Origin of the sequence: Rhizobium sp. SL86, from assembly GCF_026672545.1 — a bacterium.
Taxonomy (GTDB): Bacteria; Pseudomonadota; Alphaproteobacteria; order Rhizobiales; family Rhizobiaceae; genus Neorhizobium.
In genome coordinates, this window is record NZ_JAPPRJ010000001.1 from 2,164,217 (window position 1) to 2,189,170 (window position 24,954).

Annotated in this window: 28 protein-coding genes; 15 read left to right on the forward strand and 13 right to left on the reverse strand. The window is 62.6% G+C overall.

Features of this window, described 5'->3' with window-relative positions:
• The first annotated feature begins 4 nt into the window (after positions 1–4).
• From OU993_RS10645 to OU993_RS10665, 5 genes are all read left to right on the forward strand, one after another.
• Positions 5–925, forward strand: coding sequence for a branched-chain amino acid ABC transporter permease (locus tag OU993_RS10645; RefSeq protein ID WP_215564919.1), 921 nt, complete (start codon positions 5–7; stop codon positions 923–925).
• 11 nt (positions 926–936) lie between these two features.
• Positions 937–1,908 (forward strand): branched-chain amino acid ABC transporter permease, encoded by a 972-nt coding sequence (locus OU993_RS10650; RefSeq protein ID WP_268156878.1) that lies wholly within the window; start codon positions 937–939, stop codon positions 1,906–1,908.
• Complete coding sequence (locus OU993_RS10655) at positions 1,901–2,650, forward strand: ABC transporter ATP-binding protein (RefSeq protein ID WP_268156880.1); 750 nt, start codon at positions 1,901–1,903, stop codon at positions 2,648–2,650. Before OU993_RS10650 ends, OU993_RS10655 begins: the two co-directional genes overlap by 8 nt.
• Positions 2,650–3,333 (forward strand): ABC transporter ATP-binding protein, encoded by a 684-nt coding sequence (locus OU993_RS10660; RefSeq protein WP_442792903.1) that lies wholly within the window; start codon positions 2,650–2,652, stop codon positions 3,331–3,333. Before OU993_RS10655 ends, OU993_RS10660 begins: the two co-directional genes overlap by 1 nt.
• Positions 3,334–3,449: 116 nt before the next feature.
• Entirely contained in the window at positions 3,450–4,931 is a 1,482-nt protein-coding gene (locus OU993_RS10665; protein ID WP_268156882.1) for a pectate lyase family protein, read from the forward strand.
• Between the two features lie 67 nt (positions 4,932–4,998).
• Here OU993_RS10665 and OU993_RS10670 read toward each other — a convergent pair whose 3' ends face one another.
• From OU993_RS10670 to OU993_RS10680, 3 genes are read right to left on the reverse strand one after another with little or no spacing between them, the layout of a single operon-like run.
• Positions 4,999–6,213, reverse strand: a complete 1,215-nt coding sequence (locus tag OU993_RS10670; protein WP_268156884.1) for a pyridoxal phosphate-dependent aminotransferase — start codon at positions 6,211–6,213, stop codon at positions 4,999–5,001.
• Positions 6,214–6,227: 14 nt separating this feature from the next.
• Positions 6,228–6,872 (reverse strand): TetR family transcriptional regulator C-terminal domain-containing protein, encoded by a 645-nt coding sequence (locus OU993_RS10675; RefSeq protein WP_268156885.1) that lies wholly within the window; start codon positions 6,870–6,872, stop codon positions 6,228–6,230.
• Complete coding sequence (locus tag OU993_RS10680; protein WP_268156886.1) at positions 6,869–7,747, reverse strand: dimethylarginine dimethylaminohydrolase family protein; 879 nt, start codon at positions 7,745–7,747, stop codon at positions 6,869–6,871. Before OU993_RS10680 ends, OU993_RS10675 begins: the two co-directional genes overlap by 4 nt.
• A gap of 187 nt (positions 7,748–7,934) precedes the next feature.
• Between OU993_RS10680 and OU993_RS10685 the strand changes: the two genes are divergently transcribed.
• The 4 genes from OU993_RS10685 (at position 7,935) to OU993_RS10700 (ending at position 11,134) form a co-directional block, all read left to right on the forward strand.
• Complete coding sequence (locus tag OU993_RS10685) at positions 7,935–8,708, forward strand: ABC transporter ATP-binding protein (RefSeq protein ID WP_268156888.1); 774 nt, start codon at positions 7,935–7,937, stop codon at positions 8,706–8,708.
• Positions 8,709–8,741: 33 nt separating this feature from the next.
• Positions 8,742–9,524 carry a transporter substrate-binding domain-containing protein gene (locus OU993_RS10690; RefSeq protein ID WP_268156890.1) on the forward strand — a complete coding sequence of 261 codons (783 nt, stop codon included), beginning with the start codon at positions 8,742–8,744 and terminating at the stop codon, positions 9,522–9,524.
• Between the two features lie 78 nt (positions 9,525–9,602).
• Positions 9,603–10,325 (forward strand): ABC transporter permease, encoded by a 723-nt coding sequence (locus OU993_RS10695; protein WP_268156892.1) that lies wholly within the window; start codon positions 9,603–9,605, stop codon positions 10,323–10,325.
• Complete coding sequence (locus tag OU993_RS10700; protein ID WP_268156893.1) at positions 10,322–11,134, forward strand: ABC transporter permease subunit; 813 nt, start codon at positions 10,322–10,324, stop codon at positions 11,132–11,134. Before OU993_RS10695 ends, OU993_RS10700 begins: the two co-directional genes overlap by 4 nt.
• An 18-nt stretch (positions 11,135–11,152) precedes the next feature.
• On the opposite strand, the gene OU993_RS10705 is transcribed toward OU993_RS10700, so the two are convergent.
• Together OU993_RS10705 and OU993_RS10710 are read right to left on the reverse strand one after the other, a co-directional pair.
• Positions 11,153–12,358 (reverse strand): MFS transporter, encoded by a 1,206-nt coding sequence (locus OU993_RS10705; RefSeq protein ID WP_268156895.1) that lies wholly within the window; start codon positions 12,356–12,358, stop codon positions 11,153–11,155.
• The gene (locus tag OU993_RS10710) at positions 12,359–13,720 is read right to left on the reverse strand and encodes an LLM class flavin-dependent oxidoreductase (protein ID WP_268156897.1); all 1,362 of its coding nucleotides are present in this window, start codon (positions 13,718–13,720) and stop codon (positions 12,359–12,361) included.
• A 101-nt stretch (positions 13,721–13,821) separates the two neighbouring features.
• Between OU993_RS10710 and OU993_RS10715 the strand changes: the two genes are divergently transcribed.
• A complete protein-coding gene (locus tag OU993_RS10715; RefSeq protein ID WP_268156899.1) occupies positions 13,822–14,376 on the forward strand; it encodes a helix-turn-helix domain-containing protein in 555 nt (184 codons plus the stop codon).
• Positions 14,377–14,503: 127 nt separating this feature from the next.
• Here the strand turns inward: OU993_RS10715 and cydB are convergent, their stop codons facing one another.
• Positions 14,504–15,508: a cytochrome d ubiquinol oxidase subunit II gene (gene cydB, locus OU993_RS10720; RefSeq protein ID WP_268156900.1), complete on the reverse strand. Its 1,005-nt coding sequence runs from the start codon at positions 15,506–15,508 to the stop codon at positions 14,504–14,506.
• Positions 15,498–16,943, reverse strand: a complete 1,446-nt coding sequence (locus OU993_RS10725) for a cytochrome ubiquinol oxidase subunit I (RefSeq protein WP_268156902.1) — start codon at positions 16,941–16,943, stop codon at positions 15,498–15,500. The genes cydB and OU993_RS10725 overlap by 11 nt, the downstream gene beginning before the upstream one ends.
• 329 nt (positions 16,944–17,272) lie before the next feature.
• Between OU993_RS10725 and OU993_RS10730 the strand changes: the two genes are divergently transcribed.
• Genes OU993_RS10730 through OU993_RS10740 form a run of 3 tightly spaced genes read left to right on the forward strand, consistent with a single transcriptional unit; the run spans position 17,273 to position 18,020 of the window.
• Positions 17,273–17,536 carry a hypothetical protein gene (locus OU993_RS10730; protein WP_268156904.1) on the forward strand — a complete coding sequence of 88 codons (264 nt, stop codon included), beginning with the start codon at positions 17,273–17,275 and terminating at the stop codon, positions 17,534–17,536.
• Positions 17,537–17,553: 17 nt separating this feature from the next.
• The gene (locus tag OU993_RS10735) at positions 17,554–17,760 is read left to right on the forward strand and encodes a hypothetical protein (RefSeq protein ID WP_268156906.1); all 207 of its coding nucleotides are present in this window, start codon (positions 17,554–17,556) and stop codon (positions 17,758–17,760) included.
• 14 nt (positions 17,761–17,774) lie between these two features.
• The gene (locus tag OU993_RS10740) at positions 17,775–18,020 is read left to right on the forward strand and encodes a hypothetical protein (RefSeq protein ID WP_268156908.1); all 246 of its coding nucleotides are present in this window, start codon (positions 17,775–17,777) and stop codon (positions 18,018–18,020) included.
• A gap of 57 nt (positions 18,021–18,077) precedes the next feature.
• Here OU993_RS10740 and OU993_RS10745 read toward each other — a convergent pair whose 3' ends face one another.
• A complete protein-coding gene (locus OU993_RS10745; RefSeq protein WP_268156910.1) occupies positions 18,078–18,833 on the reverse strand; it encodes an endonuclease/exonuclease/phosphatase family protein in 756 nt (251 codons plus the stop codon).
• Positions 18,834–18,928: 95 nt separating this feature from the next.
• On the opposite strand from OU993_RS10745, the gene OU993_RS10750 reads away from it, so the two are divergent.
• Positions 18,929–19,870, forward strand: a complete 942-nt coding sequence (locus tag OU993_RS10750; RefSeq protein ID WP_268156911.1) for a UPF0104 family protein — start codon at positions 18,929–18,931, stop codon at positions 19,868–19,870.
• On the opposite strand, the gene OU993_RS10755 is transcribed toward OU993_RS10750, so the two are convergent.
• Together OU993_RS10755 and OU993_RS10760 are read right to left on the reverse strand one after the other, a co-directional pair.
• On the reverse strand, positions 19,844–21,262 hold the full coding sequence (locus tag OU993_RS10755) for a phospholipase D-like domain-containing protein (protein ID WP_268156913.1): 1,419 nt from the start codon (positions 21,260–21,262) through the stop codon (positions 19,844–19,846). The two genes, OU993_RS10750 and OU993_RS10755, sit on opposite strands and share 27 nt — an antisense overlap.
• Before the next feature lie 149 nt (positions 21,263–21,411).
• Positions 21,412–21,603, reverse strand: coding sequence for a hypothetical protein (locus tag OU993_RS10760; protein ID WP_268156914.1), 192 nt, complete (start codon positions 21,601–21,603; stop codon positions 21,412–21,414).
• Between the two features lie 148 nt (positions 21,604–21,751).
• Between OU993_RS10760 and OU993_RS10765 the strand changes: the two genes are divergently transcribed.
• Complete coding sequence (locus OU993_RS10765; RefSeq protein ID WP_268156916.1) at positions 21,752–22,258, forward strand: ferritin-like domain-containing protein; 507 nt, start codon at positions 21,752–21,754, stop codon at positions 22,256–22,258.
• Positions 22,259–22,329: 71 nt separating this feature from the next.
• Here the strand turns inward: OU993_RS10765 and OU993_RS10770 are convergent, their stop codons facing one another.
• From OU993_RS10770 to asnB, 3 genes are all read right to left on the reverse strand, one after another.
• Positions 22,330–22,524: a hypothetical protein gene (locus OU993_RS10770; RefSeq protein ID WP_268156918.1), complete on the reverse strand. Its 195-nt coding sequence runs from the start codon at positions 22,522–22,524 to the stop codon at positions 22,330–22,332.
• Positions 22,525–22,668: 144 nt separating this feature from the next.
• Positions 22,669–22,884 (reverse strand): hypothetical protein, encoded by a 216-nt coding sequence (locus tag OU993_RS10775; protein ID WP_268156920.1) that lies wholly within the window; start codon positions 22,882–22,884, stop codon positions 22,669–22,671.
• A 75-nt stretch (positions 22,885–22,959) separates the two neighbouring features.
• Positions 22,960–24,906: an asparagine synthase (glutamine-hydrolyzing) gene (gene asnB / locus OU993_RS10780; protein ID WP_268156922.1), complete on the reverse strand. Its 1,947-nt coding sequence runs from the start codon at positions 24,904–24,906 to the stop codon at positions 22,960–22,962.
• Between the last annotated feature and the right edge of the window lie 48 nt (positions 24,907–24,954).

Here is a 24,954-nt window from a genome sequence, read left to right on the forward strand (position 1 = left end):
GTTCGTGACTTTTGCTCTCCTCATCGAGCAGCTGCTGAACGGGGTTCAGCTCGGCGTCATGCTGTTTCTCATGGCGGCCGGGCTGACCCTGATCTTCGGGGTCATGGGCCTGATCAATCTGGCTCATGGTTCGCTCTACATGGTCGGCGCCTTTGCCTGCGCCAGTGTTGCGGCACTCACCGGGTCCTTCTGGCTCGGCCTTGTCGCCAGCCTCGCGGCGGCGGCCGCGGCCGGTGCGCTGATCGAAATCACGGTGATCCGGCGACTCTATCAGCGTGATCACCTCGACCAGGTGCTCGCCACCTTCGCGCTGATCCTGATCTTTTCCGAAGGCACGCGCTGGCTGTTCGGCTCCTTTCCGCTTTATCTCGACATTCCGCCACTGCTGCAGGGTGCGGTCGGGCTGCCGGGCGGCGCACAGTATCCGGTCTATCGGCTGGCCATCATCCTTGCCGGCGCGCTTGTCGCCTTCGGCCTCTATGCGCTGATTTCCAAGACCAGGCTCGGCATGCGCATCCGCGCCGGCGAAAGCGACCGCGAGATGATCGCGGCCCTCGGCGTCGATATCCGCACGCTCTACACACTGGTCTTTGCGCTGGGTGCAGCACTTGCCGGGCTCGCCGGTGCCATGGTCGGTGCGCTGCAGTCCGTTCAGGTCGGCATGGGTGAGCCGGTGCTGATCCTCGCTTTCGTGGTGATCGTCATTGGCGGCATCGGGTCGATCAAGGGGGCGCTCGTTGGTGCGCTGCTCGTCGGCTCGGTCGATACGCTCGGTCGTTTCCTGCTGCCGCAGGCGCTGGCGCTGATGGTACCGCCCGACCAGGCGGGGCTGATCGGCGGGGCGCTCGCCTCCATGCTCATCTATATCCTGATGGCGATCATCCTGGCGGTCAAACCGCGCGGGCTGTTCCCGGCGCAGGCATGAGGACCTATGCCATGAAGCGGGAAGATGCCATTAATCTGGTGCTTTTGCTGGCGCTGCTGGCGACACCTTTCATCGCGCAGGCGATGGGCGAAACGTTTACGGTGACGCTTGTCACGCGCATCACGATCCTGGCGCTGGCGGCCGTAGGCCTCAATATCGCGCTCGGCCTTGGCGGGCTCGTCTCCTTCGGCCACGCCGCCTTCTTCGGCATCGGCGGTTATGCGGCGGGCATTCTTGCCTCGCATGCCATGTCCGGGGAGCCGATGCTGTTCGGTTTCGAAGGCTCGAACCAGATGCCTGTGGTGTGGCTGGCTGCGGCGATCGCCGCCGGGGTCGTCAGTCTTGCGATCGGGGCGATCAGCCTTCGGACCTCCGGTGTCTATTTCATCATGATCACGCTCGCCTTCGCGCAGATGGTCTATTATTTCGCCATCTCCTGGCCGGCCTATGGCGGGGAGGATGGGCTGTCCATCGTGCTGCGTAATGCCTTTCCGGGCGTCAATACGATGCGGCCGATGGAGTTCTTCCTCGTCTGTTTCGGTGTGCTGCTGGCGGCCCTGATCTTCTCCGCGCTGCTGCGCAGCTCGCGTTTCGGGGCGGCTCTTCAGGCGGTGCGGCAGAACGAGGTGCGGGTTGCCTCGATCGGGATTTCCCCGATGCCGATCCGGCTGACGGCCTTTGTGCTCTCGGCGATGATCACGGCCGTGGCCGGCGCGCTTTATGCCGATCTCAACCGCTTCGTCAGCCCCTCGATGCTCTCCTGGCACATGTCGGGCGAATTGATCGTCCTCATCATTCTTGGCGGCACGGGCCGGCTGATGGCGCCGGTGGCCGGCGCTGCCCTCTTCGTGGTGCTGGAATTCTGGCTCGGCGGCATTACCGAACGCTGGCAGTTTTTCCTCGGTCTTATCCTGCTGGCCACGGTGCTGTTTGCCCGCGGCGGCGTGATCGGGCTTCTTGCCGGAAAGGAACGTCATGGCTGAGCCGGTTCTTGCCATCCGCGACCTGCGCAAAAGTTTTGGCGCGCTGAAGGCGACGGACGGTGTATCCATCGACCTCTATCCGGGCGAAATCCATGCGCTGATCGGGCCGAACGGTGCCGGCAAGTCCACGCTGATCCACCAGATCTGCGGCACGTTACGGCAGGATTCCGGTCAGATCCGGCTGGCGGGCCAGGAGATCGGCACCCGGACGGTAGCGGAACGCGCGAGGCTTGGCCTTGGGCGCACGTTCCAGATCTCATCGCTCGCCGGTGAATTCTCGGCTTTGCGCAATGTCATGCTGGCGGTACAGGCCGGCCAAGGCTCAAGCTTCCGTTTCTTCAAACCCGTGATGCATGACCGCGCGCTGACGGAGGCTGCGATGGAGCGGCTGGAGCGTGTGGGGCTTGCGGCCCGCGCCCATGTGCCGGCCTCCGAACTCTCGCATGGCGAAAAACGTCAGTTGGAGATCGCGATTGCCCTGGCGCTCGATGTGAAGGCCTTCCTGCTCGATGAGCCGATGGCCGGCATGGGGCCGGAGGGCTCGAAGGTGCTGACCGGTTTTCTCGATCGCCTGCGCCAGGAGGCGCCGATCCTGCTCGTGGAGCACGACATGGACGCCGTCTTTGCGCTCGCCGACCGCATTTCGGTACTCGTCTACGGCCGGGTGATCGCCACCGGGACGGTCGACGAGATCCGCAACGATCCCGCTGTGCGCACTGCCTATCTCGGAGACCATGCCTGATGCTGCTCGACGTTCAGGACATCCAGACCTTTTATGGCGGCAGCCAGGCGCTGTTCGGCGTTCAGCTCAAGATGGACGAAGGCGAGGTCGTGGCGTTGATGGGCCGCAACGGCATGGGAAAATCGACCACCATCAAGTCGATCTGCAATCTGATGCCGCCGAAATCCGGCCGTATTGTCTTCGATGGCAAACCGACCGACCGGCAGCCTCCGCACAAGGTGGCGCGTCTCGGCATCGGGCTTGTGCCGGAAGGGCGGCGCTGTTTTCCCAATCTCACCGTCTACGAAAACCTCGTCGCCGCCGCGCGGCCGGGCCGCTGGACGCTCGAACGTGTCAACGACCTCTTCCCGCGGCTTGCCGAACGGCGCGACCAGATGGCCCGCTCGCTCTCCGGCGGCGAACAGCAGATGCTTGCGGTCGGTCGGGCGCTGATGACCAATCCGCGGCTCTTGATCCTCGACGAGGCGACCGAAGGGCTGGCGCCGGTGATCCGCCAGGATATCTGGCGGGCGATCCGGGCGCTGAAGGCCGACGGGTTGTCGATCCTGGTCGTGGACAAGACGCTGTCCGAACTGCTTCCGGTGGCGGACCGCTGTGTGGTGCTGGAAAACGGCCGCAATGTCTGGGAAGGGACAGCGGATCTGCTCTCTGCCGAACTGCAGGATCGATACCTGGGAGTCTAGTCAGGCCTATCCTACCTGTCTGTTGTATTTGTAATATGACTTTTCCCGATCATGTATTATAGATTTCCATGGCGCCGGTTGCGATCGCGCTGGCGTGTTTCATGGGAGGAGAAATCATGAACACTGGATTGAGAGGGATCTCGTGCGTCGCTGCCGCGCTCTTGGCAGGTTTTGTCGTTTATGTGCCGGCCGTTGCAGCGCAGCCGGATCTGCTGCGGCAGACAATCGCGGACAATGATGGCTGGGCGGCTGGTACCGACGGCGGGTCCGGGGCAGTCGAGGCCAATATCTATACGGTCACCAATCGCGCCGAACTGGTTCAGGCATTGCAGGCGGGCGGAAACCCCACCGTGGCGAAGATCATCCGGGTCAAGGGTGTGGTCAATCTGTCGACCGACGATTCCGGTAAGGAATTGACCGAAAAGGATTATGCCGATCCGGCCTATGACGTCGAAGCCTATCGCAAGGCCTATGCGCCTTCGGTGTGGAACGTGAAGCTCACTGACAAGAAGCGGCCGGAGCGAGAGCTGACGGGGCCTCTGGAAGAAGCCCGCAAGCGTTCCGCGGCGCGGCAGAAGGAGCGCGTGGTGATCAGGCTCACGTCCAACACCACGCTGATCGGGATCGGTGGTGATGCGAAAATCGTCAAGGGCAACCTGGTGATTGGCGCGGGAACGGAAAACGTGATCATCCGCAATATCACCTTCGAGGATTCCTTTGACTATTTCCCGGCCTGGGACCCGGGCGACTCATGGAAGGTCGATACGAGTTATCCCGGTTGTCAGGAGAATTTTGTCGATGCAACGACCGGACCGCAGCAATGCCCCGGTGGCCGCTGGAATTCCGAGTATGACAATATCTCGATCAGTGGCGGAAAGCGGGTCTGGATCGATCATTGCACCTTCACCGATGGGGATCGGCCCGACCATCTTTTCCCGCCGGTCTATCCCTTCCCGCACAATATGCTGGAGCAGAAGGTGCAGCATCATGACGGCCAGGTGGACATCACCAACGGTGCCGACCTGGTGACCTTGACCTACAACCACTTCCAGGGTCACGACAAGACATCGCTGGTCGGCGGCAGCGACAGCCGGACTGACGATGCGGGGAAGCTCAACGTCACCTACCGGGCCAACTGGTTCGACAATGCCGGGCAGCGGATGCCGCGCGTACGCTTCGGCAAGGTACACAGCTACAACAACTATTTTTCAGGCGAAGCGGCTCTGCCGATCAAGGGCGCTGCGGATCTTCGCGAAAAACATGCCATGGCGCTGAAGGCCAAGGGAGAGGCACCGGTCTTCCGCAGTGGTTTCGGCATCGGCAAGGAGTCGGCCATCTACTCGGAGAACAATGTCTTCGAGATCCGCAATGGCGGCGTGGGGGATGCCGTGGCGGTCCAGGGTGGAACCCGCTTCTTTGATCAGGGCTCGCTTGTGAACGGCGCGCCCGCCGATTTCACCGCCGTCCTCAACAAGGATCCGAAAAAGCCGATAGCCAGCGACGTGGGCTGGAAACCGACGCTTTATGCAAAACCGCCCATGCCGGCGGGTGATGTGCCCGCCTATGTCAAGGCGAATGCCGGCGCGGGAAAACTCTGATCTGAACCTTTAAACAGGAACTGCCCCGTGATGGCGGGGCAGTTCATATGGGTCGACGCCCTGATTGTCAGGCGCCAAGTCGGCCGGACGACAACTTCTGGTCGGCGGGGCGGGCGGCCAGCCGGCCAGCCAGATCCGCCATGCGGCGCACCGCCGTTTCCAGCACATCGTCCGGAACGGTCAGCGAGATGCGAATGAAGCCGGCCGCCTGATGGCCGAAGGAGGCGCCGGGCATGACCGCCACTTTCTCGGTGTTCAGCAGTTCCCAGGCAAAATCGGCGCCGTCGAGACCGGTTGCGCTCACGTCCACCACGACGAACATGCCGCCTTCCGGCATCATCGGCTTCAGAAGATTGCTGCCGGAAAGCGTATCCTTCACCACGGTCGCGCGGCGCTGGTAATTGTCACGCATGATTCCGGCGGTCGGAAAGTCCCGCGACAAGGCAAGCGCCGTCATGTCGGAGATGAAGGGTTGCACGCCGAACAGCATGGTTTCGGAGACTGGCAGGAGTTTCAGGCAGAACTCCTCCGGCCCGGCGGCCCAGCCGCTGCGGAAGCCGGGAGCGGCATGCGATTTGGAGATCGATGAAACGACGATGGTGCGTTCTGCGAGCTCCGGCATGTCGAAGGGGGAAGCGAATTCGCCGCCGAACAGAAGTTGTTCGTAGACCTCGTCGCAGACGATCCAGAGATCGTGTTTGCGGCAGACCTTCCCGATTGCGGCGATCTCCGCCTCGGTCAGCACCGCGCCCGTCGGATTGTGCGGCGTGTTGAGGAGCAGCACGCGCGCTTCCGGCGTGATCGCCCGTTCGAGATCCTCCGCCTGCAGGTGGAAGCGGTTTTCCGGACGCAGCGGCACCGGGATGAGGTGCGCGCCGGTCGAGGCGATGACGCCTTCATAGGTCGCATAGAGAGGATCGCCGACGATGACGCCGTCGCCGGCTTCGACCAGGCCGGTCATCACGGCGTAAAGCGCGGTCTGGGTGCCGGGGAAACACAGGAAGTTCTTGTCCGTCACGCCGGGGCGCCGTTTTTCATATTTGGCGACCAGCGCCTTCAGCACGCCCGGTTCGCCGCGGCCGTTGGAATACCGTGTCCGCCCGGCATACATGGCGCGGGAGCATTCTTCCAGCAGCTCCGGATCCGGCGGCAGGTCCGGTTCGCCGATGGTCAGTTCGATGATCGGTTCGCCGGCCGCGACCATACGACGGGCGGCCAGATGCAGAGCCCAGCGGCCGGAGCCAAGATCGGCAAGGCGATCGGTGATCGTGGCGTAACGCAAATGAAATCTCCAGTTCAGCTGTCGGCTATGGCAGTCAGGGTGCCAGGCGCAAACTCAAGCATGTGTTCGACGGACCGTAGTGCCATACCGGCAATCTCATCCGTGTCAAACATGTCGTCGATCAGCGAGCCTTCCAGCCACATGCCATCGATCAGGCCATTGATGGCGACGGCAAGTCTTCGGCTGTGTGTCGGATCGATCGTCCTGCCGAATTCTTCGAAACAGCGGACGATCAGCAGTTCGAGCGAGGTGAGAAAGGCGAGGTAGTGTTCGCGGTGAATGCTGGCAAATTCGGGGTTGATGGGAATGTGGCCGATAAAGGCCGCCCAAAGAGAAATCGTCCGGGCATCGGCGATCGGCGGCGAAAGATTGGCAAGGATGAACCGGCGAAGACAATCCGGCGCTTTGCCCTCTTCACGGGCAATCGCGTGGCTCGGCGCACACATCTCCGACATCAGCTGGCGATAGGCCGCCTGCATCATCTGGTCCTTGCCGTCGAAATAGTGACGGATCAGGCCTCCGGTCACGCCGGCGCGGGCCGCAATCTGGCGCACGGTCGCTCCTGCAATGCCGAACTCGGCGACGCAATCCAGCGTCGCCGTGATGAGGTCATCGCGCCTGACGGCTTCCGGGGCTCTCTGATAGGTCCGCCGGCTCACGTCGCCTGCCTGAGGATGGGCCGCGTGAGGCAGGTTGGGCCACCCTCACAGGCAATGCACAAAGCATCGGCCTCGAAGGTCTTCACCTCGCAGCCATGTGCTTCCATGGCGGCCTTCGTGGCCGGAAAACCCTCGACCATGATCACCTTGCCGAGGGCGGTCGGCAGCACGTTGAGGTTCAATCCGTTGCTGGCGGCAAAATCGGCCTCGGGTGCGTGGATCAGCGTGTAACCGCGCTCGCGCAGCATCAGGTAAAAGGCGGCTGGCATTAGCGGCGCGTGAACCAGCGCCATCTTTTCCGCAAGCGGGCTGATCACCGACATCAAATGCAGGCAGGCCTCTTCGCCCTGCCAGAGCGGCAGGTCATAACCGAGAACCGTCACGCCGATCGGGGCGAGGATCGCCGAGAGCTGTTCGATGCCGGCCTGGTTGGAGCGCACTCCACGGCCGACCGCCAACGTCTTGTCATCGACCCAGACGCAATCGCCGCCTTCGACGGTGCCGGGGGCTTCGATGGTGCCGAGGATCGGGATGCCCGCCTGCCGGTACCGTTCTGCATGCAGATCCGGTTCGCGGGCGCGAAGCGGTTTTCCCATGCGCAGGATGACCGCACCCGCATCCGTCATCAGCGAGGGGTCGTGGGTGAACATCGAATCGGCGAGACCGTCGCCATTGTCTTCCAGCCAGAGGATCTCGGCACCCGATTCCGCCACCAGTTCGGCGAAGCGCGCGTGCTGCACAATCGCTTTCTCCGCATCGAATGTCGGGCCGTAGTGCCACTCCTTGGCGTTGGCCGAACGAAGGCTTTCACCGGGGCGCCGCATCAGGACACGCAATAGGGGTGTCGCCATCGCCTGGCAGCCAAAACCATCCATTAGGGTTTCCTCTTATTCATGGTTTAAATGGTCAAAATTCATATTTTTATTATACGCTTGTGCAATGGGCGGACAAGTGCAAAACTCTCCCCAAGGCATGCGTTTCCAGCACCGTATGCCAACAAAACTGCTGGGGGAAAAGTCTGTACAGAAGACCGGCGATGCCAGTGCCGGCGGTGTAGGTAACATGGCGGAATCGGCGCAAGCCATTGAAATTCGGGATCTCCATAAGCGTTTTGGTCCGCTTGAGGTCTTAAAGGGCGTCTCGCTCAGCGCAGGGCAGGGCGATGTCATCGCACTGATCGGCGGCAGCGGATCGGGCAAATCGACCTTTCTCCGATGCATCAACATGCTTGAACTGCCAACGGCCGGTCAAGTCACGATCCATGGCGAAACGATCCAGATGAAGTCCGATGGGCAGGGCGGTCTGATGCCAGCCAATCGCAAACAGATCCAGCGGATCCGCACCAAGCTTGGCATGGTTTTTCAGAGCTTCAACCTGTGGCAGCACATGACGGTTCTGCAGAACGTCATCGAGGTGCCGGTGCATGTGCTTGGCCAGCCGCGTGAGCAGGCGGTTGAAGTGGCGGAGGCGCTTCTGCGCCGCGTCGGCCTCTACGAAAAGCGCGATGCCTATCCGTCCTTCATGTCCGGCGGCCAGCAGCAGCGTGCGGCCATTGCCCGAGCGCTCGCTATCCAGCCGCTCGTGATGCTGTTCGACGAGCCGACATCGGCGCTCGATCCGGAACTCGTCGGAGAGGTGCTGTCTGTGATCGCGGATCTGGCGCAGGAAAAGCGCACGATGATCCTGGTGACACACGAAATGAAATTCGCCCGTCAGGTGGCGAGCCATGTGGTCTTCCTGCATGGCGGGGTGATCGAAGAGCAGGGGCCTCCAGAGGCAATCTTCGAAAACCCGCAATCGGAGCGGCTGAAGAAATTCATCAGCTCCATCCATTGAAAAACACACGACAATGTCGAAAGGGGAAAAATCATGAAAAACCTGCTGAAGACCGCTGCCTTGGCGCTTGCGGTGAGTGTTGCCGCGTTCGGCGCCGCCTCGGCTCAGGACCTCAAGATCGGTGTCGCTGCCGAACCCTATCCGCCCTTCTCCTCGCCTGATGCGAGCGGCAAGTGGGTCGGCTGGGAAATCGAGTTTATCGACGCGGTCTGCGCCGAGGCAAAGGTCACCTGCGTCGTGACGCCGGTTGCGTGGGACGGTATCATTCCGGCTCTGACCTCCAAGAAGATCGACGCCATCATGGGCTCCATGTCGATCACCGACGAGCGCAAGAAGACGATCGACTTCTCCGACAAATATTACAACACCCCGGCCTCCGTCATCGGGCCGAAGGGCGAGAAGTTTGACGCCTCTCCGGACAGCCTGAAGGGCAAGATCATCGGCGTTCAGGTCTCCACCGTCTCGGCTGACTATGCGAAGAAGTACTTCGCTCCCGTCGCCTCCGAGATCAAGGAATACCAGACCCAGGACGAAGCAAACCAGGATCTGGCGGCCGGCCGTGTCGACGCGGTCATCGCCGACCTCATCACGCTCGACGCTTTCCTCAAGTCCGATCAGGGCAAGGCCTGCTGCGACCTGAAGGGCAACGTCAAGGATGATCCGGAAATCCTCGGCACGGGCATCGGCATCGGCCTGCGCAAGGGCGATACCGAGCTGATGAACAAGTTCAACGCGGCGATCAAGACCGTGCGCAGCAACGGGACCTACGACAAGATCTCGAAGAAGTATTTCGACTTCGACATCTACGGCGGCTGATCCGGTCTGGTCCTTGAGGTTTGAGCCGAGCCTTGCTGCGGCAGGGCTCGGCCGACCTGTTTCTACGAAAGCGTTTTGATGGACGCCACGCTCCAACTTCTATCCATCGGTTCGCCCGGCTGGGGCGGCGTGCTGCTGGCCGGCCTTGCCGCATCGATGCAGGTGGCCTTTGGCGGCTTCCTGCTCGGGCTTGTGATCGGCACCGGTGGTGCTGCCGGCAAGCTGTGGGGCGGGCCGGTTCTGCGCGACCTGCTCGAGGTCTATACGACCGTCGTGCGCGGCGTGCCGGAACTCGTTTTGATCCTTATCCTCTATTATGCCGGCACCGATGTGGTGAACGAGGTGATGGCACTGCTGGGCCTGCCCTCCGTCGATATCAGCGGACTTGCCGCCGGCATCTTCGTCATCGGCGTGGTGCAGGGCGCCTATTCCACCGAGGTGCTGCGCGGGGCGATCCAGTCCATTCCGCCGGGCCAGATCGAGGCGGCGCGCGCTTATGGCATGTCGCCGCTGCTTGCGCTTCGCCGTGTCACGTTACCGGCCATGCTGCCCTTTGCCTTGCCGGGCCTGTCGAACCTCTGGCTGATCGCGACGAAGGATACAGCCCTTCTCGCCGTTGTCGGTTTTGCCGAACTGACGCTCGTGACCCGCCAGGCGGCCGGCACGACCAAAGCCTACATGACCTTCTTCCTGGCCGCCGGTGCGCTTTATCTCGCCGTGACGCTGATCTCCAACCTCGTCATCGGACTGATCGAAAAACGGGCGCTGCGCGGCATGGTCCGACCGGGAGGTGCCACATGAGCGAGGTGCAGGCACCCGCGGCCTATGTGGCGCCCAAGGCGCGCAGCCTGTTCGAGCCGCATCGCATCGTTCTGATGCTGATCTTTGCCGGTCTGATTTTCTGCGTCGCCTGGTTCATGCGCTGGGACTGGTTGCCACGCTATCAGGGACGGCTGGTCTATGGCGTCGGGCAGACGCTGCTGATGCTGTTTTCGACGGCGATCGTCGGTTTCCTGTTTGCCGTGCCGCTCGGCCTTGTGCAGGTGACGGGGCCGAAGCCGCTGGCGCTTCTGGCGCGCGGTTTCTGTACGCTGATCCGCGGCACGCCGCTGCTTCTGCAGCTCTGGCTGCTCTATTACGGGCTGGGATCGCTGTTTGCCCAGTTTCCGGAAATCCGCTCGTCCTTCCTGTGGCCCTATCTGCGCCAGGCCTGGCCTTATGGTTTCACCGCGCTGATGATCTCGTTTGCCGCCTATGAAGGCGAAGTCATGCGCGGCGCCTTCGCCGGTGTGCCGAAAGGTGAGCTGGAGGCCGGCCGCGCCTTTGGCATGAGCCGCTTCACGCTGTTTCGCCGCATCTGGCTGCCACGCGCCATCCATCGGGCATTGCCGACGCTGACGGGCGAGACCGTGCTGCAGCTGAAATCGACGCCGCTGGTGGCGACCGTCACGGTGGTCGATGTCTATGCCATCATCTCCCGGGTGCGGCAGGAGACGTTCCTCACCTATGAGCCGCTGCTGCTGCTGGCGCTGATCTATCTCTGCCTCACCGGCATGCTGGTCTACGCCTTCCGGCTTCTCGAAAAGCGCATTCCGACGCGGGGTGTTTAAGGCGACGCCTGAACGGTCTCAAGACAGCCGGCGGCTGCGGCGCAGATGAAGCATCGCCCAGGCCCCGAGGAAGGGGCCGGGCGCGAGGAAGACAAAACACCAGCGCCAGCTGCCCAGCAGCTCTGCGAGCTGCGGCATCAGCCAGATGCTGATCGTTGTCAGCGCAAAGCCGAGCCCCATCTGCAGGGAGAGCGCGGTGCCGACCAGGTGCTGGTCGGACAGCTCCGTGGCGGCGGCGGAAAACTGGGCGGAATCACCGATCACCGTCATGCCCCAGACGATGACGACCAGCATCAGCAGGATCACCGGTCCGTCGAAAACGAAACCAACCAAAAGCGCGCAGGTGCCTGACGCGAGCATCATGCCAGCTGTTGTCACGGCCCGGCCGAAGCGGTCGGAGAGGACACCGCCCGCGATACAGCCGATGACGCCGGCGGTGAGTGCTGCGAAGGTGGCGAGCGATCCGGTGCCCGCGATATTGCCCGTGAAGACGGTGGGCGTTGCGGAGAGATAGGCGAGCAGCCAGGCCCAGAGCGCATAAAGCTCCCACATGTGGCCGAGATAACCGGCATTCACCAGCATCAGGCTGCGGTTGCGGAAGACCTGGCCGATCTGGCGCGGATCGAACATCGCGCGCGAGAAGGGATAAGGGCCTTCGCGCACGACGATGAGAAACAAGCCGGCACCCACGAGCGCGGATAGCGAGGCAAGCGCCACCACCGCCCGCCAGTCAAGCGTGGCGGTCAGGGCCCGGAACAGATGCGGCAGGGACGAGCCCGCCGTCAGTCCGCTGATGACGAAACCGAGCGCCAGCCCGCGTCCCTTCTGAAACCAGGTGGCGGCGAGTTTCATCGCCGGTGGATAGACGCCGGCCAGCGCAAAGCCGGTGACAAAGCGGCAGGCGACGGCGCCTGCAAGCCCCGGTTCCAAAAAAAGGACCGCATTCGCCAGCCCGGCAAGGGCTGCCGATGCGGCGGCCAGCCGGTTCATCCGCACGATGTCCGGCAGGTTGACGAGGCTGGAGAGCAGCGCGCCGGTGACGAAACCCAGTTGCACCGCATTCGTCAGCCAGGCTCCGGCACCGGCCCCAAGCGACAGATCGCGGATCATCTCCGGTGCGACGGCGGTGGCGGAAAACCACGAAGAGAGCGACAGAACGACGGCGAGGCACAGCCAGCCCAGCATCTGCCACCGTCCGCTCCCCGTGACCTGGTTGTCCGCCACTCAACCCGCCTTCTGCCGGAAACCGGCGGCGATGTGGCGGTCGGGCAGGCGCGGCGCGCCGAACAGTTTCTGGCGCAGCGGGCCGTCTGCATATTGCGTTTTGTAGAGCCCGCGCTCCTGCAGGATCGGCACGACCAGCGAAATGATGTCGTCGAAGCACTCCGGCACCACGGTGCGCGACAGGTTGAAGCCGTCGATACCAGCCTCGCGGCTCCAGTTGGCGAGCTGATCGGCGATCTGTTCTGCCGAGCCGATCATCGGGGCCTGCCGGCTGCCGAGCACCATCTGCTCCAAAAGCTTGCGCTTCGTCCATTGGGGGCCGGCGCTGCGGGTCACCGCCTCGACATTCGAGACGATGGCATTGCTCTTGCCGGTTTCGATTGGCTCATCGAGATCGTACTTGGAAAAATCGATGCCGAGGGAGGCGGCAGCATGCACCAGGGCCGCCTCGGAACTGACGTAACGGCGATAATCCTCGAATTTCTCGCGGGCTTCCGCTTCCGTTTTCCCCGTGACGATCGTTGCCCCCATGAAGATTTTGATGTCGTCCGCCTGGCGGCCATAGTTCACCGCTTTGGCGCGGATGTCATCCACGATTGCTTTCACGCCCTCGATTTTCTGGCCATTGACGAAGACACATTCGGCATGGGTGGCGGCAAACTGCCGTCCGCGGGTGGAGGAGCCGGCCTGATAGAGCACCGGCGTGCGCTGCGGCGAGGGGGAGGACAGGTGCATGGCGTCGAGGCGGTACTGCTTGCCGGCGTGGCTGATCTTCCGCACGCGGGCCGGATCGGCATAGAGATGGTTTGCCCGATCGAGCAGGACCGAACCGTCCGCCCAGCTTTCCTCCCAGAGGCGGTAGACGACCTCCATGTATTCGTCGGCCAGATCGTAACGATCATCATGGGCGGCCTGCGCATCGAGGCCGATGGCTTTCGCGGCGCTATCGAGATAACCGGTGACAATGTTCCAGCCGATGCGGCCGCCGGTCAAGTGATCGAGCGTCGACAGGCGCCGGGCAAACAGGAAGGGCGGCTCGTAGGTCAGGTTGGCGGTGACGCCGAAACCGAGATGGGTCGTCACCGCCGCCATCGCCGGCACCAGCATCATCGGATCGTTGACCGGAACTTGCACCGCACCGCGGATTGCCGCATCGGGGGAGCCTCCCAGAACGTCGTTCACGCCCACCACGTCGGCCAGGAAAATCCCGTCGAACAGGCCCGCCTCCAGCCGTTTGGCGTAGTCCATCCAGTAGGCAATCTCATTGAAGCGATGCGACTGGTCACGCGGGTGGGCCCAGAGCCCGTGCTGGATGTGGCCTACACAGTTCATGTCAAAGGCGTTGAAGTGAATCTGGCGCATTGTTCCCCTCCGGTTCTCCCGGTTAAATGATACAGGCCGATGCTGTTTCTTATAAGCTGTATTTCGTCTACTATAGGAGACGATTTTGAGGAATTGCAAGAATGGATGTCATTGCTGATGCGATTGCCGGACGGATCCGGCTGGAGCGGGAAAACCGCGGCTGGTCTCTCTCGGAACTTGCCGAGCGCTCCGGCGTGTCGAAGGCGATGATCAGCAAGGTGGAACGCTGCGAAGCGAGCCCGACGGCAACCGTGCTTGGCCGCCTGTCGGGCGCCTTCGGCCTGCCGCTCTCCGTGCTTCTGGCGCTGGCGGAACGGGCGGAGGAGCGGCTGGCAAGAGCAGCCGACCAGCCGGTCTGGACCGATCCGGAAACCGGCTATACGCGCCGCGCCGTCTCGCCGGCGAATGGTGGCGGACTGGAACTGATCGAGGTGACGCTTCCCGCCGGCGTGCGTGTTCCCTATCCGGCCTCGGCCTTTGCCTTTCAGCGCCAGCAGATCCTGCTGCTCGAAGGACGCCTCGATTTCACGGAAGGCGAGGTCATTCACGAACTTTCCGCTGGCGACTGTCTGGAGCTCGGCGCGCCGCAGGCCTGTGTGTTCTTCAACCCGTCAAAGGTCAGCGCCCGTTATCTCGTGGCGCTGACGCGGCGCTGAGCATCAGGTCTTGGCCGTCAGGCACCGAGCCAGATCTTGATGATGAGGCCGATAATGCCGACGGCGCCAACGCCCGCGCACCAGAGCAGGATGAACCAGCCGATCTGTCTAGCCTTGGGCGGGAGCATCAGTGATACCCTTCCTCCGGATCGATCTTGCCGCGGAACACCCAATAGGCATAGGCGGTATAGGCGAGGATCGCAGGAATCAGCACGGCGGCACCGATCAGCAGGAAGAGCAGGCTCTCATCCGGCCCCGCCGCCTCCCAGATCGTCACCGACGTCGGCACGATATAGGGATAGAAGCTGATCCCGATACCGATATAGGCGATGACGAACAGGCCGAGCGCTGCGAGGAAGGGACGCGTGTCGTGTTTGTTCTGCAGCCCGTTGACGATGACGAGGAAACAGCCGATCACCATCAGCGGCACGAGCACCGTATAAAGCGCGGTCGGGTAACGGAACCAGCGGTCGAGATAGTCCGGCTTCAGGAAGGGCGTCCAGAGGCTGACGGCACCCATGGCGGCAATCGTCGCGATGGCTGCCAGCAGCGCGTAATGCCTTGCCCGCTCGGCCAACTCGCCCGTCGTGCGCATGACCAGCCAGGTCGCGCCGAGCAGCGCGTAACCGACCAGCAGGGCAAGGCCTGTCAGCAGCGAAAACGGCGTCAGCCAGTCCCACCAGCCGCCGGCATAGGCGCGGTTCTGAACGTCGATGCCCTGCACCAGCGCGCCGAGCGCAATACCCTGCATCAGGGCCGCGACGCTCGATCCGCCGGCAAAAGCCCAGTCCCACAGGCGCTCTGCCTTTTTCGTGCGCCAGCGATATTCGAAGGCCACGCCGCGGAAGATCAGGGCCAGAAGCATCGCAATGATCGGCGCGTACAGGGCGGGCAGGATCGTCGCATAGGCCAGCGGAAAGACGGCGAGCAACCCGCCGCCGCCGAGCACCAGCCAGGTTTCATTGCCGTCCCAGACCGGTGCCACCGAATTCATCATCACGTCCCGGTCGCGCTTTTCCCGAAAGAAGGGAAAGAGAATGCCGATGCCGAGATCGAAACCGTCGAGCACAACATAGGCCAGAACCGCAAAGGCGATGAGGGCCGCCCAGATGAAGGGAAGATCAAGCGCCATGATGGGCACCTCCGTGGCCGCTGTGATGGTGGGCGCCGCCCGGACTGTCGGGCAGGCCGGGTGCCGGCGTGATGCCGGCGGTGCGGATGGGACCCTGGCCCAGATGGCCGTGCGGATCGCGCGGCAGCCGACCCATCAGGCGCAGGATATAGAAGGTGCCGGCGCCGAAGACGAGGAAATAGACGATGATGAAGGCAATCAGCGAGGAGGCGACGGCAGGCGCCGAAATCGGCGAGATGGATTGCGCCGTCATCAGGTGCCCGTAAACGGTGTAAGGCTGACGGCCGACCTCGGTGGTGATCCAGCCGGCAAGCACGGCGACAAAACCGGCAGGCCCCATCACCACGGCAAAACGATGCAGCCAGTCGCTGCTGTAAAGCGTGCCCTTGAACCGACAGTAGAGGCTCCAGAGTCCGAGGCCCAGCATGGCAAAACCGAGTGCCACCATGACGCGGAAGGAGAAGAAGACGATCTCGACCGGCGGCTCCAATTCGTCCGGCACCGTATCGAGGCCGTTCAGCGGGGCGTTCAGGTCATGTTTGAGGATGAGGCTCGACAGTTTCGGAACTTCAATCGCGTAATCGACCCGCTTCTCCGCCTGGTTCGGGATGCCGAAGAGGATCAACGGCGCGCCGTCCGGATGGCTGTCGAAATGGCCTTCCATCGCCATGACCTTTACCGGCTGGTGTTCGAGCGTGTTGAGGCCATGCGCGTCACCGGCTGCGATCTGCAGCGGCGCCACGACGGCGATCATGCCCGTGGCCATGGAGAACATGGTGCCGGCCCGCAAGGGCGCGGTGCGCCGCAGGAGGTGATAGGCGCCGACAGAGCCGACCACGAGCGCGGTCGTCAGATAGGCCGCCAACACCATATGCGTGAAACGATAGGGGAAGGAGGGATTGAAGATCACCGCCCACCAGTCGGTCGGCACGAACTGACCGACATCGTTCATGGCAAAACCCGCCGGCGTGTGCATCCAGGAATTCACCGAGAGGATCCAGGTTGCCGACATCAGCGTGCCGAAGGCCACCATCAGGGTCGCAAAGAAATGCAGACCCGGCCCGACGCGCTTGCGGCCGAACAACATCACCCCTAGGAAACCCGCTTCCAGGAAGAAGGCGGAGAGCACTTCGTAACCCATCAGCGGTCCGATGACTGGGCCGGCCTTGTCGGAAAAGACGCTCCAGTTGGTGCCGAACTGGTAGGACATCACGATGCCCGAGACGACCCCCATGCCGAAGGCGAGCGCAAAGATGGTTTTCCAGAAATCGAAAAGCTCGATGTAGACCGGTTTCTTCGTCCACAGATGCAGGCCCTCCAGCACCGCCAGATAACTGGCGAGACCGATGGAGAAGGCCGGAAAGATGATGTGGAAGGAGACCGTGAAGGCGAATTGGATCCGGGCCAGTATCGTGGCGTCGAAACTCTCGAACATGGCGCACTCGCTTTCTCTTGCCATTCCGGCCGCAGCCGAAACCTTGATGAAAGACAAATTGGCGGTCGACCGTGCAAGGCACAATGAGGGCGATTGCCGCAGCCGAATATAGAGTAGCAGGCCATTTGTCACAGCAGAAAGAAAGGGCGCCTCCTTGTCAAAGGAGGCGCCAAGGCGGGGAGGTTCTTGGACGCTGTCGCTGCTATGGCACAGGCTGACAACCTCTGCTGAACAGGGGCGGCCGGCAATCGTTCCAAACGCAGTGTCATAAATGCGGAACCTTCGTTGTGGTGGCGCGGTTCGACCTTCAGACAGAAAGGAGGATGGCCATGAGCGAAGCCGTTGAAACGACAGACCACAAGACCATCAAGCGCTGGATCGAAGAGCGCGGCGGCCACCCGGCACGGGTGAAGGGCGCCAAGGAGGGCGGTATCCTTCGCGTCGATTTCGGCAAGCCGGAGGACAATCTGGAGGCGATCGAATGGGAGGACTTTTTCTCCATCTTCGACGAGAACGATCTGTCCTTCCTTTATCAGGACGAGACGAAGGACGGGAAGACCAGCCGTTTCAACAAGTTCGTCGCAAAGCATTAACGACAAGGGAGATTTCCATGTCGGGCAACAAACACCTCAAGCCAAGCCGACCCAGCGATAGCGACCTCGATCATGATCCGGGCATCGGGCAGTCGCCGGGCCTGAACGGTCGCGAAGGAAACGATCTTGTCGAAGGCGAAAACAGTCTCGAAGGCGATGTGATGAACGATACGACGCCACAGGGCGGCATCGACCCCGATCAGCGTGGTCGCTCGCACCCTTGACAGAGGAGAATATGATGCAAGGCAACAAGACCCATCAGCAGCAGCGCAACATCATCGAGAAGCGGATCGATACCAGCAATGCGCCGCCGGACTTTGATGCGCGCGCCGATCTCGATCGCGATCCCGCGGCGCGCGAGGCGTTCCGTCAGGGCGAGGCGAGTATCAATCCCCGCGTGGCGGACGTCTCTTTGACTGAAGATCCCTCGATCGTGCGCGGGGTGAATCAGGAAAGCGAACACAACAAGGGCAGCGGCAACTGACCGTCGTTCCACCTGGCTTTTCAGCGAAGAGCGCCGGCGCGACGTTTGCGCGCCGGCTCAGAGTTCTGCGGTCACCAGCAAGGGAAGATGATCGGAGGCGCGCCGGGCGGCGGCCGTCGAGATTGCCTCGGCCTTGATGATCCTCGGCCCGCCGCTGACGAAGACATGGTCGAGCCTCAGCAGCGGCCAGCGCGCCGGAAAGGTCGGCGCCGGCAGGCGGCCCGTCTGCTGCCGCGCATCGGCAAACCGTTCGCAAATCAGCCGGTAGGGCGCCGACGAGGGAATAGAATTGAAGTCGCCGATCAGGATCAGCGGTTTGCCGTCGGTCTGAGGGTGTCTCAGCCATTCGGGGCCAGTCAAGGCTTTTGTCTGCCTCAGCCGGTCGCGGCGCAACAGTCCAAGATGGGTGTTGAATACCTGAACCGCCTTGCCGGCGACCTCCACCGTCGTCCACAGGGCGCCGCGGGGTTCGCCAATCGATGGCAGGGCACCAGCCTTGACGATACGCATCGGAAACGCCGTCAGCAGGGCGTCACCGTAACGCTCTTCCTCAAGGGTCAGGGCCGGATGGAAATGGAAATCCATCTTCAGCCGGCGGGCGATTTCCTCGGCCTGGTCGACGCCGCCGCTGCGGCGCCGGCCGACATCCAGCTCCTGCAGGCCGATGATGTCCGGCTCGAGCGTCGCGATCATGTCGGCAACACGGCCGACATCGAGCTTGCGGTCGGTGCCCACACAACTGTGAACATTGTAGCTGAGGATGCGGATGGTCCGTCCGTCGGGCGAGAGCGTAGGAGGGTTATGTTCGGTCATGAGCGTGGGAACCCCTTATCCTCGGCATTCGTTCCCTCGATGACCAGAACATGACCAGCAGCCGGTCAACCGGCTCATCACCATCGGGAGCGCTCGTGACGCGGCTTATCATCAGGGTCGGCATTGCCATCATCATCTGTGTTGCGATCATACTCGTCTATCGCAGTCTCAGCCGATACAGCCTGGAAGAAGTACAGACCTCGCTGGCAATGATCCCGGGCCTGCGCCTGTTCACCGCCTCGCTGTTTGTCGTGGCTTCTTATGCCTGCCTTTCCGGCTTCGATTTTCTGGCGCTGCGGTATGTCGGCAAGCCACAGGCCTATCCGCGCGCGGCGCTCGCCTCCTTCACGGCGCTTTCCATCGGTCACAATGTCGGGGGCGCTGCTCTTTCCAGCGGCGCCGTGCGCTACCGGTTCTATACGCGCTGGGGGTTGACGCCGGACGAGGTGGCAAAGGTCATCCTGTTCTGTGGCGCGACCGTGCTGCTCGGTCTCAGCACGCTGGCCGGCATCACGCTGCTTCTGATGCCGCCGACGGGAGAGGCGATGTTGCAGCTCGGGCCGGAAGCCCGGTTCTGGCTTGGTCTTGCCTTTCTGGCCTATCCGGTCGCCTATGTGATCTGCTCGATCTGGGGGCGTCCGCCGCTGAAGATCCGTTCGTTTCGGATGGAGATGCCGACGACGCCGATGTGTCTCGCGCAGATTTCCGTCGGCACCGTCAATTTCGGTTGCGTCGCCGGCGCACTGGACCAGTTGCTCACCACCTTCACCGATGTCGGTTACATGCAGGTGGCCTCCGCCTATGTGACGGCGACGATCGCCGCCATGCTGAGCCATGTTCCTGGCGGGCTCGGCGTGCTGGAAGCGACCATGTTGGTGCTCCTGCCAGCCAGCGCCTCCATCGGCGCGCTGGTGGCCTTCCGTGTGCTTTATTATTTCATTCCGCTGATGATCGGTGTGCCGCTGCTTCTGATCAGCGAGGCCTATTTCCGCCGGCAGCCGCCGATGCCGTTACAGGAGGCTTCGCGTCAGGCGTGACATCGCCCAGCGCAGGCCGATCTTCAGCTGCCAATAGGGCCAGAACGGCCGACGCGGATCGGCAAGCGAGGTGCCGGGAATGGAGCCCGTCTCTCCCTTGTGCAGATCGATCGAAAAGGCACGCAAACCGCGAGGCCGCGTGTTGAAGCGGTCGATCGTGCGGATCAGCGAGCCGGTTTCTGTCATGGCGGCAGCTATCTCCTGCGGTGTCGTTGCCAGATGCTCGGCCAGCAGATCGTTGCGCAGGTCGAGCAGGGCCTTGCGGCCACCACCCGTCACCGGTTCGAAAGCAAGGTCGGATTCGGTGTCGAGACCTTCGGACCGATTGTTGAGATTGGAAGAACCGACCCGGACGAAACGGTCGTCGATGATGATCAGCTTGGCGTGTACGACGATTTCGCGCTCGGTGCCGGCGTTATCCCCGTTGACGGCAAAATAGACCCGAAGGCGGCCATGCCGGTCCTGGCGTTTCAGCCGGCGGATCAACCGGTTGCGGTTGTTGCCCATCATCACCTTTTCCAGGAAACCGTGCGATTCCTGCGTCACCAGAATGACGATTTCCGGGCCGTTTCTCTCCTGCAGCCGCTCAAGGATCGTTCGGGCGATGCTGAAGGAGGCGAGATATTGGGACTCGATGTAGATGTGCTTTTCTGCGGCACGCAGGGCGTCATGCGTCAGCTGGACGGCCTCTCGGCGTCCGCGCCGTCCGTTCCAGCGCAAAGGTTCGGTCAGCGCCAGCGCGCAGGGGCAGTCCACAAGGTGTGGCTGCAGATCCGCCGGCCATTCTGCGCCCTCGCCATCGCTGGTAACTGCACCCAGCACCTCCTTCGTTGCCGCTTTCCAGCGTTTGCGGCAGGCGTCGCCCACCAGGCGTGCGGCATCACCTGCCACGATCGACTGGATGTCGTGAACGGGGCCATAACAGGTGCCGTCCGGCGAGCAGCGGAGATCGTTCTGCAGCGCATGTTCGCGGTCGTCCCACCGGCGCGCGGTCAGGTCGATACCGCCGAGAAAGGCGATCGCATCGTCGACGCAGACCATTTTCTGGTGGTGGCTGGCGCGCACCGGATGGCGGAAATCGAATTCCAGCCGGATGCGCGGGTGATCGCACCAGCCGCTTTTCTTAAAGAGCCTCAGACTTTTGCCGGAATAGATGGGCCCCATGCCCCAGACGAGGATATGCACGAAGAGCTCGCTCTCCGTTTCCACCCGCCGACGGAGGATCTCACCAAGCGTCGGGGCGCCGGGTTCTTCCGGCCTGAGACGCAGGTCCGGATTGAAATCCCAGCCAACAATCAGGATCGAACGGCGGGCTGTTGCGAGCACCTGGTCCAGCCGGCGATAATAGTCTGCGCCGTCGATGAGGAAAGCTGCCTTGTCGGCGCGTGCCATACGCCAGCTGTTGCGGCCGGGGCTTATGATCGGTGATCGGTCAATTCTTGCTGCGGCGATTGTTTCAGAAGCCTGCATATCCACGTGTTCCACCCTCATCGAGACTGATGAAGTCCAGAACGTTCAAACTTGCCAATGGGTTCCGGCGGCTAACCGAGGTCGTGCCGACCGCCGGTTCGCTTTGCGGCCGCCTGCATCGGCGGTTCGCGTGTCTCGTCCGGGTTCGGCACGGGTGTCTCATCCGGAAGCCTGTCGGGTTCCGGCTCCTTGATCGGAGGTTCGGGTGTCCAGACGGGTGCCGGCATTGGGGGCTGTTCGCTGGGTTCTCTGGGTGAGGTCATACGTATCTCCCTGTTCTTGATTTACCAACATCCCCGAACAGCAAACGTTCCCCTGTTCATGCCTTCTCTCTCGAAAGGGGAACCCGCATGCCACCGAGACGTTCGATCAACAGTGCCGGGGACCAACGGTCACAAGGAGGCTCACGACATGACCCACTCCGCTGATCATTTTCTCGATTGGCTGCGCGATGCGCATGCGATGGAGCTACAGGCGATCAGCCTGTTGCGCAGCCAGATCGGCCGCATCGAGAGCTATCCGGATCTCAAGGCGCGTCTGCAGCGTCATCTGGCGGAAACGGAGGCGCAGGAGCAGGCGCTGAAGGCACTCCTGGACCGGACTCCCCAAGGTAGTTCGATGCTGAAGGACATCACCAGCCGGCTGACAGCGGCCGCGCAAGGCGTCGGCACGCTCTTTTCTGCGGCGGAAGTGGTGAAGGCCAGCATGACCGCCTACACGTTCGAGCACACGGAAATTGCCACCTACAGGGTCCTGATCGCTGCTGCCGATGAACTGGGCGATCAGGAGGCGAGACAGGTTTTCGAGCAGATCATCACAGAGGAAATCGCCATGGCGGATTGGCTCGAAGCGCATATTGACACCGTCACGCGTCTTTATCTGATGCGCGACGAGCGCGACCTGCAGGCGAGGCGCTGAGCCCAGACGATAAAGACCGCCGACTGGGCCGGCGGTCTGATCCTCTGATCTGCCGTTCTACCACGACGGGCTTACAGCATAACCCGCTGGCTGAGCTCCCGCGGGTCGCGGATGCCGGTCTGGTAGAGCTCGATCATCTGCGCCGCGATTGTCGCAGCGACGTCGTCTTTGATAAGGCCGCGTTCGCGGCGGACTGCATCGAAACAGGCTTGCAGGACATCAAGGTCCCGCGGTTCCAGTATGATGTCGGTCGTATCAGGCTTCACGTTCACCTCCTGACCAGGAGGGCGAAAGCTCTTGCGTCTTCCAGCCGTCGGCGCCCCGATCCATCAGCCGACGATAATGAGAGACTACGCCTATCGACGACATTTGCAACCGCCAGAGGCCGGTAAGGCCTGATATATGAGGCCTTACTGATCGAGGTGGTTGGCTTCGTGATCCTGGTACTGGTCGTTCTGGACCATCTTGCTGTCGAGACCCCGCTCGCGGGAATGCTGCGCCTTGTCCCGGTTGGAGAGCACCATGTTGTCGGGAAGCTTCTCCTTGTCGATGTCCGTCATCGCGCCCGTTCCGCTCTGTTTGCCCTGGGCGCCTGCGCCGATGTGTTTCGAGCTGGCATTGGCCATCAGACGTTCTCCTTCGTTTTTGTTCACGAAGACACAACCACGTGCGGTCGTCATTTGATCCCGACGGACGGCATTTTAGGCCGACTGTGCCCGACGCTCCCGGCGGGCTGTGAAGGTATCGAGCCAGATCTGCGTCGAGAGAATGCCGACAAAGGCGGCATTGTCTCGAAAGCCCGCGAGCGGTTGCGTCCGCGCCTTGCGGACGAGTTTCTCCACGGCGCGCGGTTCGAAGAGGCCGGCCGCGGCGATCGCCTCCCCGGACATGTGCGTGTCGACAAGCCGCACTCCATCGCTCGCCATGAAGGAGGCGCTGTCCGGCGCCCGATAGGGTTGCTTGGGCCGGTTGCCGACGACCGGTGGCAGGAGATCGCGCGCCACCTCGCGCAAAATGTGTTTTTCCGTCAGTCCCTTCACCTTGAGGGCGGGCGGCAGGCGGCAGGCAAGCTCGACCAGCCGGTGATCGAGATAGGGAAAACGGCCTTCCACCCCATGTGCCATGGCCATACGGTCGCCCTGGCTGGAGAGAATATAGCCGGGCAGCAGGAAACGACTTTCCAGATATTGCGCCTGGTGCAGTGGATGCCAGCGGCGAAACCGGTCGGGCAGGCGCGAGACGAGGTCTTCTGCCGCATCATAACCCTTCAACTCCGTGGCCAGCGCATCCGAATAGAAGAGTTTCGTGCCCGCCGTGCTGCGCAGGCGCGGGCGGTGTGAATAGAGCGGATCGTCCAGCCGGTCCTGCCGGATGCCGAAGAAGGCGGCGAGATAATCCGGCGTCTGGGTCTGAAGGCCGGGCAGATAGGGGTAGAGCCTGCGAAACAACAGCGGTCGGCGGTGCGATTGCGGCTGCCTTGCACAAAAGCGCCGAAGCTTGGCTTCCTTGAAGATATCGTAGCCGCCGAACACCTCGTCGGCGCCTTCGCCGGTCAGCACCACCTTCATCCCATTCTCGCGCACCAGTCCCGCCAAGGAATAGAGCGGTGCCGGGGCGGTGCGCAGCATGGGCCGTTCGGCAGAGCGCACCACCGCGGGGAAGACGCGGGCAATATCATCCGGCCCGCAGGCGGCAGCGTGGTGATGTGTGGCGAGCGCTTCCGCCACCGCGCGCTGGAAGGCGCTTTCGTCGTGTTCGGCACTGTCGAAGGTGACGGAAAAGCTGTTGAGCCCGCCCGCCGCCATGGGGGCTGCCAGGGCGCAGACGAGCGAGGAATCGAGCCCGCCCGACAGATAGGCGCCGACCGGCACATCGGCGCGCATGCGCAGCCGCACCGCATCGGTGAGCAACGCCAGCACCTCCTCGCGCGCCTCGTCCTCACGGCGCGGCGGTTCCTCACCCGCGTCGGGAAAATCCAGCGTCCAGTAGGGGCGGATATCCAACTGGCCGTTCTCGAAGACCATCCGCTGGCCTGGTTCCAGCTCACAAATGCCCTTGAAAATCGTGCGCGGTGCAAGCGGTGCCCAGAGGCTGAAGATCTGGTCGAGTGCGAAGGGGTCGAGTTCCGCCACCATGCCCGGCAGTTCGAGAAGCGCCTTCACCTCGGAGGCGAAGGCGAGCCCGCCGCCCGGTGTTCGCGTATAAAACAACGGACGCACGCCCATGCGGTCCCTGGCCATCAGCATGCGCCGTTTCCGGCCATCCCACAGCGCGAAGGCGAAATCGCCGTTCATGTGGGCAAGGCAGTCGTCGCCATAGGCCTCGTACAGCGCGAGGATCACCTCCGTATCGCTGCCGGTGACGAACCGTTCGCCCTTCGCCTTCAGCTCGTCGCGCAGTTCCACATAGTTGAAGATCTCGCCGTTAAAAACGATCGACAGGCCGCTGTCCGGCCGTGTCATCGGCTGCTGTCCATCGTCCAGGCCGACGATCGACAGCCTGACATGCGACAACCCCACTTCGCCATCCAGCCAGATGCCCCGTTCGTCCGGCCCGCGATGGCGGATCGCCCCGCCCATCCGGTAAAGCAGGTCGCGCGCCTGCTCGGGGCGGATGTCTGTGCTGAAAAAGCCGGCGAAACCACACATGCGCTTGTTCCATCATGGACAGGGTGTCCCCTCATCCATAGAGGTTGC

Coding starts and splice junctions, on each gene's coding strand:
- OU993_RS10740 (WP_268156908.1), top strand. CDS start 17,775: ATGCAAGGCAACAAGACCCATCAGCAGCAGCGCAACATCATCGAGAAG.
- OU993_RS10775 (WP_268156920.1), bottom strand. CDS start 22,884: ATGGCCAATGCCAGCTCGAAACACATCGGCGCAGGCGCCCAGGGCAAA.
- OU993_RS10745 (WP_268156910.1), bottom strand. CDS start 18,833: ATGACCGAACATAACCCTCCTACGCTCTCGCCCGACGGACGGACCATC.
- OU993_RS10690 (WP_268156890.1), top strand. CDS start 8,742: ATGAAAAACCTGCTGAAGACCGCTGCCTTGGCGCTTGCGGTGAGTGTT.
- OU993_RS10760 (WP_268156914.1), bottom strand. CDS start 21,603: ATGACCTCACCCAGAGAACCCAGCGAACAGCCCCCAATGCCGGCACCC.
- OU993_RS10730 (WP_268156904.1), top strand. CDS start 17,273: ATGAGCGAAGCCGTTGAAACGACAGACCACAAGACCATCAAGCGCTGG.
- OU993_RS10715 (WP_268156899.1), top strand. CDS start 13,822: ATGGATGTCATTGCTGATGCGATTGCCGGACGGATCCGGCTGGAGCGG.
- OU993_RS10725 (WP_268156902.1), bottom strand. CDS start 16,943: ATGTTCGAGAGTTTCGACGCCACGATACTGGCCCGGATCCAATTCGCC.
- OU993_RS10700 (WP_268156893.1), top strand. CDS start 10,322: ATGAGCGAGGTGCAGGCACCCGCGGCCTATGTGGCGCCCAAGGCGCGC.
- OU993_RS10665 (WP_268156882.1), top strand. CDS start 3,450: ATGAACACTGGATTGAGAGGGATCTCGTGCGTCGCTGCCGCGCTCTTG.
- OU993_RS10710 (WP_268156897.1), bottom strand. CDS start 13,720: ATGCGCCAGATTCACTTCAACGCCTTTGACATGAACTGTGTAGGCCAC.
- asnB (WP_268156922.1), bottom strand. CDS start 24,906: ATGTGTGGTTTCGCCGGCTTTTTCAGCACAGACATCCGCCCCGAGCAG.
- cydB (WP_268156900.1), bottom strand. CDS start 15,508: ATGGCGCTTGATCTTCCCTTCATCTGGGCGGCCCTCATCGCCTTTGCG.
- OU993_RS10685 (WP_268156888.1), top strand. CDS start 7,935: ATGGCGGAATCGGCGCAAGCCATTGAAATTCGGGATCTCCATAAGCGT.
- OU993_RS10755 (WP_268156913.1), bottom strand. CDS start 21,262: ATGGCACGCGCCGACAAGGCAGCTTTCCTCATCGACGGCGCAGACTAT.
- OU993_RS10765 (WP_268156916.1), top strand. CDS start 21,752: ATGACCCACTCCGCTGATCATTTTCTCGATTGGCTGCGCGATGCGCAT.
- OU993_RS10660 (WP_442792903.1), top strand. CDS start 2,650: ATGCTGCTCGACGTTCAGGACATCCAGACCTTTTATGGCGGCAGCCAG.
- OU993_RS10695 (WP_268156892.1), top strand. CDS start 9,603: ATGGACGCCACGCTCCAACTTCTATCCATCGGTTCGCCCGGCTGGGGC.
- OU993_RS10650 (WP_268156878.1), top strand. CDS start 937: ATGAAGCGGGAAGATGCCATTAATCTGGTGCTTTTGCTGGCGCTGCTG.
- OU993_RS10680 (WP_268156886.1), bottom strand. CDS start 7,747: ATGGATGGTTTTGGCTGCCAGGCGATGGCGACACCCCTATTGCGTGTC.
- OU993_RS10735 (WP_268156906.1), top strand. CDS start 17,554: ATGTCGGGCAACAAACACCTCAAGCCAAGCCGACCCAGCGATAGCGAC.
- OU993_RS10655 (WP_268156880.1), top strand. CDS start 1,901: ATGGCTGAGCCGGTTCTTGCCATCCGCGACCTGCGCAAAAGTTTTGGC.